Genomic DNA, 14,441 nt, shown 5'->3' with positions numbered 1-14,441 from the left:
AAATCTGCAAGCGCGATCGCCAGGCTGGGGCCATGGGCTCCTTCACCTCCACGGCCGTCACCACCGGTGACGGCGTGCGCATCGCGTACCGGCTCGACGGCGACCCGGACAAGCCGGTGCTGCTGCTGTCGAACTCCATCGCCACCGACCTGCACATGTGGGACGGCCAGGTGCCCGCGCTCACCGAGCACTTCCGGCTGCTGCGCTACGACGCGCGCGGCCACGGCGAGTCCGGCGTGCCGGACGGCCCCTACTCGCTCGACCGGCTCGGCCGCGACGTCGTGGAGCTGCTGGACGCGCTGGCCCTGCAGAAGGTGCACGTGCTCGGGCTGTCGCTGGGCGGGTTCGTCGCCCAGTGGCTCGCGATCCACGTGCCGGAGCGCGTCGACCGCCTGGTGCTCTCCAACACCGCCGCCTACCTCGGCCCGCCCCAGCAGTGGGACGGGCCGATCGCCGAGCTGCTGGCGGCCCCGGACATGCGCGCCACCGCGGAGACGTTCCTGGGCAACTGGTTCCCGGCCCGGATGCTGCAGGGGGACGACGAGGTCGTCGAGGGCTTCCGCCGCACCCTGCTCGCCACCCGCCGCGAGGGCGTGGCCGGCAGCTGGGCCGTGGTGCGCGACGCCGACCTGCGCCGCACCGCCACGCTCATCCGCAGCCCCACCCTCGTGATCGCGGGCGAGCACGACACCGTCACCTCCGCCGCCCACGGCGAGGAGCTGGCCGGCATCGTGCCCGGCGCGCGCCTCGCCGTGCTGCCCACCGTGCACATGGCGAACGTCGAACGTCAGGAGGAGTTCCTGGACGCGGTGCTGGGCTTCCTCATCGAGCGGCGGTGACGGACGCGCGCAGCACGTCGAGCGTGCGCGCCCGGTCCTCCGCGGAACCGAGCGGCAAGACGACGAGGTCGGTGACCCCGGCGTCGCGGAAACGGGTCACCGCCTCGGCGATGGCCTCCTCGTCGCCCGCGACCACCGTGTCGGCGGGACCCGAGAGCCCGGACCGCTCGAACGAGGCCCGGTAGGCAGGCATCTGGCCGACGGGGGCGAAATCGCGGGCGATCGCCTCGCGGGCGCCGTCGGGATCGGTGGTGAGCACGGTGGGGAGCCCGGCCACGACGCGGGCACCGTCCGCGGTGCGGGGCACGACCTGCTCGGTGATCATCTTCGGCGTCACCCACGTCGTGACGACCCCGTCGGCGAGCTCTCGCGCCAGGTCGAGCATCCGGGGGCCGAGCGCCGACATCAGCAGCGGGGGCGGTGGCGCGGTGACGTCCAGGCGCGTGTCGACCGTGAAGAACTCGCCCGCGTGCTGCACGTGCTCGCCGTGCAGCAGGGCGCGCAGCACGGTGAGGTACTCGCGCGTGTGGCGCAGCGGGGAGGTGTAGGGGAACCCGAGCTGGTCCTGCACGTACCACGCGTGGCTCGGCCCGATGCCCAGCACCAGCCCGCCGCTCCGCGCCGCCTGCAGGGTGAGCGCCTCCGTCGCGGTGGTCACCGGGTGGCGCGGGTAGGTCGCGACGATCGCCGTGCCGATCTCGGCAGGCCGCTCACCGAGGACGGCCAGGAGGGTGAGCGGGTCCCACCCGCCCGGGATCTGGTTCGTCCAGAAGCTGTCGAGCCCGCGCTGCGCGGCATCGGACGCCGCCGCGATCACCTCCGCGGGCGAGCCCGCACCGACGGAGCTGGTACCGATTCGCATGATCCCGATGTTGGTCCGGTCAACCGCCGCGCACCATGGTCAGTCGGGCCGCGCAGCGATAAGTTTCCGTGATCGTGGAGGGGACGTGGAGCTTCGTTCGCTGCAGTACTTCGTGACCGTCGCCGAGGAGCTGCACTTCGGACGCGCGGCCGAGCGGCTCAACATCGCGCAGCCCGCCGTCAGCCAGCAGGTCGCGCGGCTCGAGCGGGAGCTCGGTGTCCGCCTCCTCGACCGGTCGCCCCGGCGGGTCAGCCTCACACCCTCCGGCCTCCGCGTCCTGGACGCGGCCCGCGCGACCCTCGCCGCCGCGGCCCGGGTGCGGGTGGTGGCGGGCGAGCCCGCCGCGCGGGTGCGGATCGGGGTCGCCACCGGGCTCACCGCCCGGGTGGAACGCGGGGCGGCGTTCCTGCGCGGGGCGCAGCGGCGTACCGCACCCGTGCTCGTCGACCTGCCCACCCCGCAGCGGCTCGACGCGCTGCGGGACGGGGAGCTCGACGTCGCGCTCGTGCGCGGCCCCGTCACCGAGCCCGGCGTGCGCGTGGTCCGCGCGTGGTCGGAGCCGCTGTGCGCCGTGGTGTCCGACCACAACCCGATCTCCGGTCGCGCCACCGTGACGCCGTCGGACCTGGATCCCGACGCGCTGCGCCTGCCCTCGCGCGACATCGACCCGCCGCTGTACGACGCGATCACGTCCGCGCTCCCGCAACCCGGGCGCCCGGTCGGCTCCGTGCTCAACGTCCTGATCGAGGTCGGCGCGGACGACCGGGCCTGGACGGCGCTGCCGGCGGAACTGCTCGCCGGTCTCGGCTCACACCGCCTCCGCGCGATCCCGTTCGACCCCCCGCTGACCGTGGACGGCCACGTGGTGGCCTCGCTGAACACCCCGGACCTGTGCATCGGGACGTTCGTCTCGGCCTTCGCCGATCACGACTGAGCCGCGCCGGCGCGGGCCCGGCGCCGCAGCACCGCCACCGCGAGCGTGGCGCCCACCCCCGGGATCACGCTGAGCAGCGCGGGGCGGCTCAGCAGGCCCGCGCGCACCGCCGTGCCGACGACCGCCGCGAGGTAGGCGCAGCCGTGCAGCGGGCCGAGGATCGTGGGGACCACGGCGACGTGCACGGTGGCGAGGTTGGCCAGGAGCACCACCAGCGTGCCGAACTCGATGCCGGCGAGCACGGCCAGGAGACGGGTGCTCATGCCTCACACCCCCGTCGTGGAACCGGGCCGCACGATCATCAGCACGGTCACCGCGGCCCAGAGCAGGTTGAACACCCCGGTCACCATCGCGAGCCGGCCGATCTCCCGGCGCGCGGTGTCGGACCCTGCGGCTATGCCTGCCAGCAGGCTCTGCTGCTGGGGGAGCACGACGAGCGCGAGCACCAGCGCCGCCACGAACGTGAGGCCCATGGACACGATCACCCAGGTCTGGGAGAGGACGTCCATGGAGGCCGCGGTCATCATCCCGAGCACGGGGACCGCGATTCCGACCGCCGCGTAGACCCGCGAGATGCGGGCGAGGACGGCCAGCCGCGGGCCGGCGTCGGCGCTGCGGCCCTCGAGCGCGCGGCGCGCCTCGGCGGGGAACAGGCTGGCGGCGACGCAGATCGGCCCGACGGCGACGATCGCCGCCAGGACGTGCAGGGAGAGGAGAACCGCGTTCATACTTTAAGCCTAGCTGAAAGTGCGATGCTGGGCCGCGACGGGAAGGAGCCCTCACGTGACCGAGCACGGCCCACCGGTGACCAGCTCGCTGGCCCTGCTGCTGGTGGGCGCGGGCCGGGTGGTGCAGCGGCGCGTCGAGGCCGCACTGGCGCCGCACGGGCTCACGCTGCGGCACCTCGGAGCGCTCGGCCACCTGTCCCGCCGGCCGGACACGTCCTACAGCGACCTCGCGCGCCGGGCGGGTGTGACGGCGCAGAGCATGCACGCCACCGTGCGGCAACTGCAGGAGCTCGGCGCCGTCGCCACGGCGGAGACCGGGCAGGGGCGGCGGGCGCGCCTCGACGTCACCGACCGGGGCCGGGAGCTGCTCGCCGAGGTCGGGGCGACGCTCCGCGAGCTCGACGCCGAGCTGTTCCGGGACCTGCCGGAGGGGTACGCCGACCAGCTCACCCCGGTCCTCGCCGGCCTGTTCATCGGCGGGGCCGGCCGCGGGTCGGCGGGCTGACCCGGTCGTCGCCGTCAAGGGCGCGTCAAGATTCGCCTGCTGCCGGTGAGGAAGCCGTTCACACCGCCACGAACGGGTCACCGGCGGACGCACACTCGGCGTCTGCTCCGGCCGGACGGTCCGGCGGATGCGTGTTCGAGGAGAGCGTCGTGGCCGATGTGCTCTACGCGGTGCTGCTGATCGGCGGCTTCGTGCTGCTGGCCCTGTGCCTTCGAGGGCTGGAGCGCCTGTGACCGTCGTGGAAGTGGTGAGCAACGCCGTCGCGGGGATCGCCGCGCTGGCCCTGCTCGCGTACCTGGTCGTCGCACTGATCCGTCCGGAGAGGTTCTGATGAGCGACACAGCGGCCGGGCTGCTCCAGGTAGCGGCACTGCTCGCGCTGCTCGCCGTCGTCTACGTGCCGCTCGGCGACTACATGGCGCGGGTCTACTCGTCCGAGCGCCACTGGCGGGTGGAGAGCGTCGTCTACCGGCTGGTCCGGGTCGATGCGGCCACCGGGCAGCGCTGGCCCACCTACGCCGCCGGCGTGCTGGGATTCTCGTTCGTCTCGATCGTCCTGCTGTACCTGCTGCAGCGGCTGCAGCCGCTCCTCCCGCTCGGCTTCGGCCGCGGTGTCGACGGTGACACCGTGCCGCCCGCGATGGCCTTCAACACGGCGGTCTCGTTCGTCACCAACACGAACTGGCAGTCCTACGTACCGGAGACGGTGCTCGGGCACACCGTGCAGATGGCCGGTCTGACCGTGCAGAACGTCGTGTCCGCCGCGGTCGGCATGGCGGTGGCGATGGCGCTGGTGCGCGGGTTCGTGCGCTCGGGCACCGACCGGATCGGGAACTTCTGGGTCGACCTCACCCGGGGGGTCGTGCGCATCCTGCTGCCACTGGCCTTCGTCGCGGCGATCGTGCTGGTCGCGATGGGTGTGACGATGTCGCTGACGTCGGGTGTGGGCGTCACCGGTGTCGACGGCACCACGCACACCCTCCCGCTGGCCCCGACCGCCTCCCAGGAGGCCGTCAAGGAGCTCGGCACCAACGGCGGCGGCATCTTCAACGCCAACTCCTCCCACCCGTTCGAGAACCCGAACGCCCTGTCCAACCTGTTCGAGATCTTCCTGCTGCTGGTGATCCCGGTCTGCCTCACCCGGACGTTCGGCACGATGGTCGGCAACCGGCGCCAGGGCGGCGTGCTCCTCGCGGTCATGGGCGTGCTCTGGGGCACGCTGCTCGCCGTCGCCTGGTTCGCCGAGACGCACCCGAACGGGCCCGCCGGCATCGCGGGCGGAGCCATGGAGGGCAAGGAGACCCGCTTCGGGATCCCGGCCTCCGTCCTGTTCGGCGTCTCCACGACCGGCACGTCCACCGGCGCGGTCAACTCGATGCACGACAGCTACACCGGCGGTGCGGGGGGCGTGACGATCCTGAACATGCTGCTCGGCGAGATCGCGCCGGGCGGGGTCGGGGCGGGCCTCTACGGCATCCTGATCATCGCGGTCATCGCGATGTTCCTGGCCGGCCTCATGGTCGGGCGCACCCCCGAGTACCTGGGCAAGAAGCTCGGCCGGGTGCAGGTCACGGCCGCCGCCGTCTACACGCTGACGATGCCCGCGCTCGTCCTGCTCGGGGCGGGCCTGGCGATCGCGCTGCCCGGCACGCTCGACGCGCTGAACAACTCCGGGTCGCACGGCTTCTCCGAGGTCCTCTACGCCTACGCGAGCGCGTCGAACAACAACGGCAGCGCGTTCGCCGGCATCACGGTCACCAGCGACTTCTTCCAGGCGACCCTCGGGATGGCGATGCTGCTGGGCCGGTTCCTGCCGATCCTCGCGGTGCTCGCGCTGGCGGGCTCGCTCGCCCGCCAGAAGCGCGTCGAACCGACCGCGGGCACCCTGCCCACCGACCAGCCGCTCTTCGGTGCGGTGCTCACGGGCACGGTCGTCCTCGTCGCCGCACTCACCTTCTTCCCGGCGCTCGCGCTAGGTCCGCTCGCGGAGGCACTCGCATGACCACCCCCACCGACGTCCGGACCGCTCCGGCCGAACCGCAGGTCGCCCCCGCGGTACCCGTACGGGCCGGCGCGTTCCACCCCCGCCAGGTCCGGGAGGCCTTTCCGGACGCGCTGCGCAAGCTCCACCCGCGCGCGCAGCTGCGCAACCCCGTCATGTTCGTGGTCTGGGTGGGCTCGGTGTTGGTCACCCTCGACGCGATCGTGTCGCCGTCCGTGTTCGGCTGGCTGATCACGGTCTGGCTGTGGTTCACGGTGCTCTTCGCGAACCTCGCCGAGGCCGTCGCGGAGGGACGCGGCAAGGCGCAGGCCGAGAGCCTGCGGCGGACCAAGCGGGAGATGGTGGCGCGCCGGCTCACACCCGACGGCGGCGAGGAGCGGGTCGGCGGCAACGAGCTGCGGATCGGCGACCGCGTCGTCGTCGAGGCCGGCGAGGTGATCCCCGGGGACGGAGAGGTCGTCGAGGGCATCGCCACCGTCGACGAGTCGGCCGTCACAGGGGAGTCGGCGCCGGTGGTCCGGGAGGCGGGTGGCGACCGCTCGGCCGCGACCGGCGGCACCACCGTGCTCTCCGACCGGATCGTCGTGCAGATCACGACGAGGCCGGGTGAGTCGTTCGTCGACCGCATGATCGCGCTCGTCGAGGGTGCCGCGCGGAGGAAGACGCCGAACGAGATCGCCCTGACGATCCTGCTGTCCGCCCTCACGATCATCTTCCTGCTCGCGGTCGTCGCGCTGCAGCCGATGAGCGCCTACGCGGGTGGCGCGCAGCCGGTGATCGTGCTGGTCGCGCTGCTGGTCTGCCTCATCCCGACGACGATCGGCGCGCTGCTGTCGGCGATCGGGATCGCGGGGATGGACCGGCTCGTGCAGCGCAACGTGCTCGCCACCTCGGGGCGCGCGGTCGAGGCCGCGGGCGACATCGACACGCTCCTGCTCGACAAGACCGGCACGATCACCTTCGGCAACCGGAGGGCGACCGAGCTGATCGCCGTCGGGGACAGCACCCCCGCCCAGCTCGCCGTGGCGGCCCGGCTGTCCAGCCTGGCCGACCAGACCCCGGAGGGGCACAGCATCGTCGACCTCTGCGCCGCCGAGCACGGGCTGCCCGCGGACGCGTCCGCCGGCGAGGCGGTCGCGCAGTTCGTCCCGTTCACCGCGCAGACCCGGATGTCCGGCCTCGACCTGCCCGATCGGGTGATCCGCAAGGGTGCGGCCGCGGCCGTCCTCGCCTGGGCCGGTGTCGCGTCCCGCGAGGTGGACGCGCTGGTCGAGCAGATCTCCAACGAGGGCGGCACCCCGCTCGTCGTCGCCGAGGCGCGCGGGGTCGACGGGGCGGGTGCCCGCGTCCTGGGCGTCATCCGCCTCTCCGACGTGGTCAAGCCGGGGATCGCGGCCCGGTTCGCCGAGCTGCGCGCCATGGGCATCCGGACCGTGATGGTCACCGGCGACAACCCGCGCACCGCCCGTGCGATCGCCGCTGAGGCCGGCGTCGACGACCACATCGCCGAGGCCACGCCCGAGGACAAGATGGCCTACATCCGCAGGGAGCAGGAGGGCGGGCGGCTGGTCGCCATGACCGGCGACGGCACGAACGACGCGCCCGCGCTGGCGCAGGCCGACGTCGGCGTCGCGATGAACTCGGGCACGGCCGCGGCCAAGGAGGCCGGCAACATGGTCGACCTCGACTCCGACCCGACCAAGCTCATCGAGATCGTCGAGATCGGCAAGCAGTTGCTGATCACCCGCGGTGCGCTCACCACGTTCTCCGTCGCGAACGACCTCGCGAAGTACTTCGCGATCCTGCCCGCGATGTTCGCCGCGCTGTACCCGTCGCTCGGCCTGCTCGACATCATGGGGCTCGCGTCGCCCGAGTCGGCGATCCTGTCCGCGGTCGTGTTCAACGCGTTGATCATCGTCGCGCTGATCCCGCTGGCCCTGCGCGGGGTGCGCTACCGGCCCGCGTCCGCGTCGCAGCTGCTGCGGCGCAACCTCCTGATCTACGGTCTCGGCGGCGTCGTGACGCCGTTCGTCGGGATCTTCCTCATCGATCTGCTCGTCCGACTCGTCCCGGGGATCTGATCCGACATGCTCACCAACCTCACCCGGCAGACGGCGGCCGGGCTGCGCCTGCTGCTCGTGTTCACGGTGTTGTGCGGCATCTGCTACCCCCTCCTCGTGTGGGGCGTGGCCCGGATCCCGGGCCTCGCCGGCAACGCAGGGGGATCGGTGCTCACCGTCGACGGCGCGCCGGTCGGCTCGTCGCTCATCGGGGTGGACCCCGTCCCCGCCGACCCGGCGTCCGACCCGTACTTCCACACCCGGCCCGCGGCGTCCGCCGAGGACGTCCTCGGCCCCGCCGACACCACCACCTCCGGCGGCTCCAACCTCGGCGGCTTCGACGAGGGCCTGGCCGAGTCGATCGAGCAGCGCCGGGCGCTCATCGCGGCCCGCGAACGGGTGGCACCGGCGGACGTTCCCCCCGATGCGGTGACGGCCTCGGCGTCCGGGCTCGACCCACACATCAGCCCCGAGTACGCCGCGCTGCAGGTCGAACGCGTCGCGCGCACCACCGGGCTGCCGGCGGCCCGGGTGCGGGCGCTCGTCGCGGACGCCACGACCGGGCGCATGCTCGGGTTCCTCGGCGAGCCCACGGTGAACGTCACAGTGCTCAACCTCGCGCTCGCCGAGGCACGATAGACACGTGCGTTCCTCGCACGAGGAGGTCGGGATGCGGGGCGAGCTGCGGATCCACCTCGGGGCCGCGCCCGGGGTGGGGAAGACCTACGCCATGCTCGGCGAGGCGCGCTGTCGCCGGGAGCGGGGCACCGACGTCGTCGTCGGGATCGTCGAGACCCACGGCCGGGTGAAGACCGCGGAGCTGCTCGACGGGCTGGAGGTGCTCCCGCGGCGGCAGGTACGGCACGGCGGCGCGGTGTTCGAGGAACTCGACCTCGACGCCGTGCTCGCCCGCAGGCCCGAGGTCGTGCTGATCGACGAGCTCGCCCACACCAACGCCTCCGGCTCGCGGCACGCGAAGCGGTGGGAGGACGTCGAACGGGTCCTCGAGGCCGGCATCGACGTGCTGAGCACCGTCAACGTGCAGCACCTCGAGTCGCTCAACGACGTCGTCGAGAAGATCACCGGCGTGCGCCAGCGCGAGACCGTGCCGGACGAGTTCGTGCGCCGCGCCGAGCAGATCGAGCTCGTCGACATCACGCCGGAGGCGCTGCGGCGCCGGATGGCGCACGGCAACATCTACCGGGCCGAGAAGGTCGACGCGGCACTGGCCAACTACTTCCAGGTCGGCAACCTGATCGCGCTGCGGGAGCTAGCGTTGCTGTGGGTCGCCGACGAGGTCGACGTCGCGCTGCGGCGCTACCGCGCCGACAAGCACGTGCGCGAGGTGTGGGAGACGCGGGAGCGGGTGGTCGTCGCGCTCACCGGCGGGCCGGAGAGCGAGACCGTGCTGCGCCGGGCCTCCCGGATCGCGAAGCGGGCCGGGCAGGCCGACCTGCTCGCCGTGCACGTCCTGCGCGGCGACGGGCTGACCGCGGCGCCGGTGGCCGCCACCGCCGCCCTGCGCCGCCTCGCCGACGACGTCGGTGCCTCGTTCCACACCGTGGTCGGCGACGGCGGGGCGGACGGGGTCACCGAGGCGCTGCTCGAGTTCGCGCGCGGGGTGAACGCCACCCAGCTCGTGCTCGGCACCTCCCGCCGGTCCCGCGTGGCGCGGCTGTTCGACCCCGGGATCGGCGCCCGCGTGGTGCAGGACTCCGGCTCCATCGACGTCCACATGGTCACCCACGGCGCGGCGGGCTCGGCCGTGCGGCTCCCCAGACTGAGGCGGAAGGTCTCGCGCCGGCGCGACATCGCCGGCTGGGTCCTCGCCGTCCTCCTGCCCGTGGGGGCGACGACCATCGGATGGACGCTGCACGCGGTGGTCGGGCTGTCCACCGACGTGGTGCTGTTCTTCCTGGCCATCGTCGTCGTCGCGCTGGTCGGCGGGCTCGGCCCGGCGCTGCTGGCCGCCGTGCTCGGCGGGACGCTGCTCAACTTCTTCCTCACGCCACCGCTGTACTCGTTCACGATCGGGGAGACCGAGAACCTCATCACGGTCATCGCGATGCTCGTGGTGGCCGTGCTGGTCGCCCTCGTCGTCGACCGGGCCGCCCGCCGCGGGGAACAGGCCGTGCGCAGCCACGCCGAGGCCACCCTGCTCGCGTCGTTCTCCCGCACCGTCCTCACCCGCTCCGACCCGCTGCCCCGGCTGCTGGACGAGGTGCGCGAGGCGTTCGGGTTGCGCTGCGTCGTGCTGCTCGAACGCCGCTCCGACGACGCGGGCTGGTCCCGCATCGCCGCTGCCGGGCCCCCGGAGTGCAGCCGCCCGGAGAACGCCGATGTCGACATCCTCGTCGAGGACGGCCTGCACCTCGTCGGCACCGGCCGTTCGCTGCCCGCGCACGACCGTCGCCTGCTGGAGACGGTGGGCGGCCAGGCCCTGCTCGCGCTCCGCGGCCAGCGCGCGAACGACGAGGCGCTGCGCGCCCGCCGCCGGGCCGAGGCGAACGAGACCCGAAGCGGGCTCCTCGCCGCCGTCGGCCACGACCTGCGCACCCCGCTCACCTCCATCAAAGCCTCGGTGGGCAGCCTGCGCGATCCGCTGCTGCCGCTGTCGGAGCAGGACCGCGACGAGCTGCTCGCCACCGCCGAGGAGTCGGCGGACCGGCTCGCGGCCCTCGTCGACAACCTCCTGGACTCCTCCCGCCTCGCCGCGGGCGGGTTGAGCCCGCTGCTGGGCCCCGTCGGGTACGACGAGGTCACCCTGCGTGCGATCACCGGCGTGCCCGGGGCCCGGGACGTCACGCTCGACATCGCCGAGGACGTGCCCGACGTGCTCGCCGACGGTGGACTGCTCGAACGCGTGATCGCCAACCTCGTCGACAACGCCCTGCGCCACGGCGCCGGGTCCCCGGTCGTGTTGCGCGCCAGCGCCCACGCCGACCGCGTCGAGCTGAGGGTCGTCGACTCCGGGCCGGGCGTTCCGAAGCGGTCACGGGATCGCCTGTTCACGCCGTTCCAGCGCTTCGGCGACCGCGATTCCACCGCGGGCATCGGCCTCGGCCTGTCCGTGGCCAAGGGCCTCACCGAGGCGATGGGTGGTGAGCTGACCGCGGAGGACACCCCCGGCGGCGGGCTCACCACCGTCATCTCCCTCCCGGCGGCCGCCGCGCGGGCCGCCGAGGCGACCCGATGACCGGCGCCCCGGGCGACGGCGAACCACGGACGAAGGTCCTCGTCGTCGACGACGACCCGCAGATCCTGCGCGCGCTGCGGATCAACCTGTCCGCGCACGGCTACCAGGTCACCGTGGCCGCGAACGGGGCGGCTGCGCTCCGCGCCGCCGGGGCGACCCGACCGGACGTCGTGGTGCTCGACCTGGGCCTGCCCGACCTCGACGGGCTCGACGTCCTCGCCGGCCTGCGCGGGTGGAGCCCGGTCCCCGTCGTCGTCCTGTCCGCGCGGACGGACTCGATGGAGAAGGTGGCCGCGCTCGACGCGGGTGCCGACGACTACGTCACGAAGCCCTTCGGCCTGGCCGAGTTCCTCGCCCGGCTCCGGGCCGCGGTCCGGCGGGCCGCCACCGAGGCCGGTGACGGGCAGGCGGTCGTCCGGTTCGGCGCCATCACGGTCGACCTGCTGGCGAAGCGCGTCACCCGCTCGGGCACCGAGGTCCACCTGACGCCCACCGAGTGGGGCATCCTCGTGATGCTGGTCCGCCACCGGGGCAAGCTCGTGACGCAGCGCGACCTGCTGCGCCACGTCTGGGGCCCCCACTACGACGACCGCACCAACTACCTGCGCGTCTACCTCGGCCAGCTGCGTCGCAAGCTCGAGGACGATCCGTCCCATCCCCGGTACCTGATCACGGAGCCGGGGATGGGGTACCGGCTCGAGGCGTGACGTCCGTGCAAGGGTGGTGCCGTGATCATCGATCCGCGGCGGCGGTTGCAGTCCCGCTACGTCCCGGCCGGCGACGGCGTGCGGCTCGCGGTGGACGTCTGGCTGCCGGTGGAGCGGATCGCCGCGGGTGAGGCGGTGGGCGCGGTCGTGCGGACCACGCGCTACCACCGCGCCGGCGTCGACGGCGGTGATGGTGACGACCCCAACCGGGCGGAGGCCGAGCTGTGGTTGGCGGCGGGGATCGCGTTCGTCGTGGCGGACGCCCGCGGCACCGGCGCGTCGTTCGGCGCGCGGTCCGCCGAGCTCGGTGAGCGCGAGATCGCCGACTACGGGGAGCTGATCGACTGGGTGGCGGCGTGGCCGTGGTCGAACGGGCGCGTCGGCGCCTACGGCACGTCGTACGAGGGGCAGGCCGCGGAGCTGGTGGCGCGGTTGGGCAACCCGCACCTGGTGGCGGTCGCGGCGCTGTTCAGCCCGCACGACCCGTACCGCGAGCTGTTCCACCCGGGCGGGGTCGCCACCGCGGGCCGGTTCGCGGGGTGGATGCGGGAGTGCCGGCGCAAGGACGGCGTACCCGCGGAGGAGGTGCCGCTCCCGCCGGTCAAGCCCGTCGACGGCCCGGACGGCCGGGCGCTGCTGGCCGAGGCGGTGGCCGAGCACCAGGCGAACACCGACGTGCACGCGCTGATGTACCGGGTGCCGTTCCGCGACGACCGGGTGGACGGCCTGGACTGGGCGAGCACCACGCCGGCCGCCGCCTCCGAGGCGATCGCCGCGACGGGCGTCCCCTTCCTGGTGCGGGTGGGCTGGGTCGATGGTGCCTTCGTCGCGGGTGCCCTCACACGCTTCGCCGGCCTGCCCAACCACCAGACCGTCGAGATCGGGCCGTGGGGCCACGGTGGCCGCACCCGCGCCGACCCCCTGCGGCCCACCGGTCCCATCGACGCCGACGGGCAGGACCGGCGCCTGGTCGAGTTCTTCACGCGCCACCTCGCCGGGGACGCCGCGCCGCCCCCGGCCGGACGCGGCAGCCTGTCGTTCAGCACGCTCGGCACCGACCGGTGGCACACCGTGCAGTCCTGGCCGCCGGGGGACCTCGACCTCGGCGTGCGCCGGCTGTACCCGGGCGCGGACGGCGAGCTGGCCGACGTCGCGGGGCCTGCCACCCCCGTCCGGTACGCCGTGGATCCCACCTCGTCGACCGGCCCCACCAACCGCTGGCTCGCGGGCGAGATCGGTCAGGGCGCGGCCTACCCGGACCGGCGCAACGCCGACGCGACGTTGCTGACGTTCACCTCGGCCCCGCTCGGCGCCGACTTCCACGTCCTCGGCTTCCCGGTCGCGACGCTGCAGCTGGCGACGACCGGCAGCGACGGCGTGGTGTACGTCTACCTGGAGCTCGTCGATCCAGACGGCGCGGTGACCTACCTGACCGAGGGCTGTCTGCGATTCCTCCACCGCGCGACGACCGGCCCGCCCGACCCCACGAACCTCGGCGTGCCGCGCACCTTCGCCCGCGCCGACCGCCTCCCGGTCGAACCCGGCGAGACCCTCGACCTGACCGTCGCGCTCCTCCCCGTGTCCGCGCTGCTCCGGGCTGGTCACCGGCTGCGCGTCGCGATCGCGGGCAACGACGCCTCGTGCTTCACCCACTACGGCCCGCCCGGCGAGACCTTCACCCTGACCCTCGGCGGATCCACGCACCTGGACCTCCCCGTCGTCACGCCGCCAACGGCCTGATCCGCTTCGGGAGCAGGGCGTCGAGGATCGGGTCGGGGTCGAGGCGGTCGCCGTACCAGTCCGGGGTCAACGTCCGGTGGTCGATCCGGGCGTGCCGTTCGGCGAGGTCCTCGAGGTTCCCGCTGAGTGGGGGTGCGACATCCGGGATCGGTGATCCGTCGGGGCGGGCGAATTCCCACTTCCCCGCTCGCCGTTTCACGTGGTAGTCGTGGTCGTGGATCACTGTGTGGTGATGACTGCAGAGCAGCACGAGATTGTCGATGTCCGTCGGTCCGCCCCGCGCCCACCACCACACGTGGTGTGCGTGCAGATGTCGGGTGTGCACGCATCCCGGGAACTGACATCTCGCGGCGTCCCGCACGGTCAATGCGGCGATCTGTGCGGGTGTGGCCAGTCGTCGGGTGCGGCTGAGGTACATGCGGTTGCCGGTGCGGTCGTTCAGCAGAACCTGAACCCGGGCATCGCACGCCAACCGCTCGGCCGTCGTCCGGGGGATGGGACCACAGGACAGTCGCGCAGGCACCCGGCAGCGACGGGCTCATCGCGAACCGGCGTGCCCCCGAGTGCGGGGACGGCCGTCCACGCCACCCCGGGGTTCGGTGGTGAACCCGACCCGACCAACATGCTCACGTAGGAGCAGCTCGCGGCCGGGGTGACTGCACGGCAGGCCAGGACGGGGCCCGGGGCGGCCTTCGTGGCGGAATGACCCGGCTCGCCAACCGCAAGATCAGCTCTCGGGAGTGGGTTCCGATGCTCCTATGGACGTCAAGCAGCTGGTTCAAGATCTTTTCGGGTGTGGGTGAGGGCGGCGTAGACCTCGCGGGCGAGGTAGCGCTTGAGGCAGCGGATGATCTCTTTCTTGCTCAGAC

General features: G+C 73.3%; 14 protein-coding genes and 1 pseudogene. 10 read left to right on the top strand and 5 right to left on the bottom strand.

What is annotated here, in order from left to right:
* Positions 1-32 precede the first annotated feature (32 nt).
* Positions 33-839 (top strand): alpha/beta fold hydrolase, encoded by an 807-nt coding sequence (locus ACFPL3_RS40460; RefSeq protein WP_343940785.1) that lies wholly within the window; start codon positions 33-35, stop codon positions 837-839.
* On the opposite strand, the gene ACFPL3_RS40455 is transcribed toward ACFPL3_RS40460, so the two are convergent.
* Positions 823-1,701, bottom strand: coding sequence for a TIGR03564 family F420-dependent LLM class oxidoreductase (locus tag ACFPL3_RS40455; RefSeq protein WP_343940784.1), 879 nt, complete (start codon positions 1,699-1,701; stop codon positions 823-825). The two genes, ACFPL3_RS40460 and ACFPL3_RS40455, sit on opposite strands and share 17 nt — an antisense overlap.
* A gap of 85 nt (positions 1,702-1,786) precedes the next feature.
* Here ACFPL3_RS40455 and ACFPL3_RS40450 point away from each other — a divergent pair, with 85 nt between their 5' ends.
* Entirely contained in the window at positions 1,787-2,635 is an 849-nt protein-coding gene (locus ACFPL3_RS40450) for a LysR family transcriptional regulator (protein WP_343940783.1), read from the top strand.
* Here ACFPL3_RS40450 and ACFPL3_RS40445 read toward each other — a convergent pair.
* Both ACFPL3_RS40445 and ACFPL3_RS40440 read right to left on the bottom strand, forming a co-directional pair.
* Positions 2,626-2,898, bottom strand: coding sequence for a hypothetical protein (locus ACFPL3_RS40445; RefSeq protein ID WP_343940782.1), 273 nt, complete (start codon positions 2,896-2,898; stop codon positions 2,626-2,628). The two genes, ACFPL3_RS40450 and ACFPL3_RS40445, sit on opposite strands and share 10 nt — an antisense overlap.
* A 3-nt stretch (positions 2,899-2,901) precedes the next feature.
* Positions 2,902-3,363: a DUF2269 family protein gene (locus ACFPL3_RS40440; protein WP_343940781.1), complete on the bottom strand. Its 462-nt coding sequence runs from the start codon at positions 3,361-3,363 to the stop codon at positions 2,902-2,904.
* Positions 3,364-3,418: 55 nt separating this feature from the next.
* Here ACFPL3_RS40440 and ACFPL3_RS40435 point away from each other — a divergent pair, with 55 nt between their 5' ends.
* The 8 genes from ACFPL3_RS40435 (at position 3,419) to ACFPL3_RS40400 (ending at position 13,572) form a co-directional block, all read left to right on the top strand.
* Positions 3,419-3,868: a MarR family winged helix-turn-helix transcriptional regulator gene (locus ACFPL3_RS40435; protein ID WP_343940780.1), complete on the top strand. Its 450-nt coding sequence runs from the start codon at positions 3,419-3,421 to the stop codon at positions 3,866-3,868.
* Positions 3,869-4,097: 229 nt separating this feature from the next.
* Positions 4,098-4,199, top strand: a complete 102-nt coding sequence (gene kdpF, locus ACFPL3_RS40430) for a K(+)-transporting ATPase subunit F (protein WP_343940779.1) — start codon at positions 4,098-4,100, stop codon at positions 4,197-4,199.
* The gene (gene kdpA / locus ACFPL3_RS40425) at positions 4,199-5,869 is read left to right on the top strand and encodes a potassium-transporting ATPase subunit KdpA (RefSeq protein ID WP_343940778.1); all 1,671 of its coding nucleotides are present in this window, start codon (positions 4,199-4,201) and stop codon (positions 5,867-5,869) included. The genes kdpF and kdpA overlap by 1 nt, the downstream gene beginning before the upstream one ends.
* Positions 5,866-7,950, top strand: coding sequence for a potassium-transporting ATPase subunit KdpB (gene kdpB, locus ACFPL3_RS40420; RefSeq protein ID WP_343940777.1), 2,085 nt, complete (start codon positions 5,866-5,868; stop codon positions 7,948-7,950). Before kdpA ends, kdpB begins: the two co-directional genes overlap by 4 nt.
* Before the next feature lie 6 nt (positions 7,951-7,956).
* Positions 7,957-8,568, top strand: coding sequence for a potassium-transporting ATPase subunit C (locus tag ACFPL3_RS40415; RefSeq protein WP_343940776.1), 612 nt, complete (start codon positions 7,957-7,959; stop codon positions 8,566-8,568).
* A 31-nt stretch (positions 8,569-8,599) separates the two neighbouring features.
* On the top strand, positions 8,600-11,125 hold the full coding sequence (locus tag ACFPL3_RS40410) for a sensor histidine kinase KdpD (RefSeq protein WP_343940810.1): 2,526 nt from the start codon (positions 8,600-8,602) through the stop codon (positions 11,123-11,125).
* Positions 11,122-11,832, top strand: a complete 711-nt coding sequence (locus ACFPL3_RS40405; protein ID WP_343940775.1) for a response regulator — start codon at positions 11,122-11,124, stop codon at positions 11,830-11,832. The genes ACFPL3_RS40410 and ACFPL3_RS40405 overlap by 4 nt, the downstream gene beginning before the upstream one ends.
* Positions 11,833-11,853: 21 nt before the next feature.
* Positions 11,854-13,572, top strand: coding sequence for a CocE/NonD family hydrolase (locus ACFPL3_RS40400; RefSeq protein ID WP_343940774.1), 1,719 nt, complete (start codon positions 11,854-11,856; stop codon positions 13,570-13,572).
* Here the strand turns inward: ACFPL3_RS40400 and ACFPL3_RS40395 are convergent.
* Both ACFPL3_RS40395 and ACFPL3_RS40390 read right to left on the bottom strand, forming a co-directional pair.
* Positions 13,553-13,771: a hypothetical protein gene (locus ACFPL3_RS40395; RefSeq protein ID WP_343940773.1), complete on the bottom strand. Its 219-nt coding sequence runs from the start codon at positions 13,769-13,771 to the stop codon at positions 13,553-13,555. The genes ACFPL3_RS40400 and ACFPL3_RS40395 overlap by 20 nt on opposite strands.
* Positions 13,772-13,795: 24 nt before the next feature.
* Positions 13,796-13,990: pseudogene (locus tag ACFPL3_RS40390) on the bottom strand (HNH endonuclease); the annotation flags it as partial.
* Positions 13,991-14,441 lie beyond the last annotated feature (451 nt).

It is taken from the genome of Pseudonocardia zijingensis (assembly GCF_042657305.1).
In the GTDB taxonomy this organism is placed as follows: domain Bacteria; phylum Actinomycetota; class Actinomycetes; order Mycobacteriales; family Pseudonocardiaceae; genus Pseudonocardia; species Pseudonocardia zijingensis.
The sequence above is the reverse complement of the archived record's forward strand: the minus strand, read 5'-3'. Positions and strand labels throughout refer to the sequence as shown.

Bases quoted from the DNA above. Each gene is read 5' to 3' on its own strand.
- ACFPL3_RS40460 (WP_343940785.1), top strand. From the start codon at position 33: ATGGGCTCCTTCACCTCCACGGCCGTCACCACCGGTGACGGCGTGCGC.
- ACFPL3_RS40455 (WP_343940784.1), bottom strand. From the start codon at position 1,701: ATGCGAATCGGTACCAGCTCCGTCGGTGCGGGCTCGCCCGCGGAGGTG.
- ACFPL3_RS40445 (WP_343940782.1), bottom strand. From the start codon at position 2,898: ATGAGCACCCGTCTCCTGGCCGTGCTCGCCGGCATCGAGTTCGGCACG.
- ACFPL3_RS40440 (WP_343940781.1), bottom strand. From the start codon at position 3,363: ATGAACGCGGTTCTCCTCTCCCTGCACGTCCTGGCGGCGATCGTCGCC.
- kdpA (WP_343940778.1), top strand. From the start codon at position 4,199: ATGAGCGACACAGCGGCCGGGCTGCTCCAGGTAGCGGCACTGCTCGCG.
- kdpB (WP_343940777.1), top strand. From the start codon at position 5,866: ATGACCACCCCCACCGACGTCCGGACCGCTCCGGCCGAACCGCAGGTC.
- ACFPL3_RS40415 (WP_343940776.1), top strand. From the start codon at position 7,957: ATGCTCACCAACCTCACCCGGCAGACGGCGGCCGGGCTGCGCCTGCTG.
- ACFPL3_RS40410 (WP_343940810.1), top strand. From the start codon at position 8,600: ATGCGGGGCGAGCTGCGGATCCACCTCGGGGCCGCGCCCGGGGTGGGG.
- ACFPL3_RS40405 (WP_343940775.1), top strand. From the start codon at position 11,122: ATGACCGGCGCCCCGGGCGACGGCGAACCACGGACGAAGGTCCTCGTC.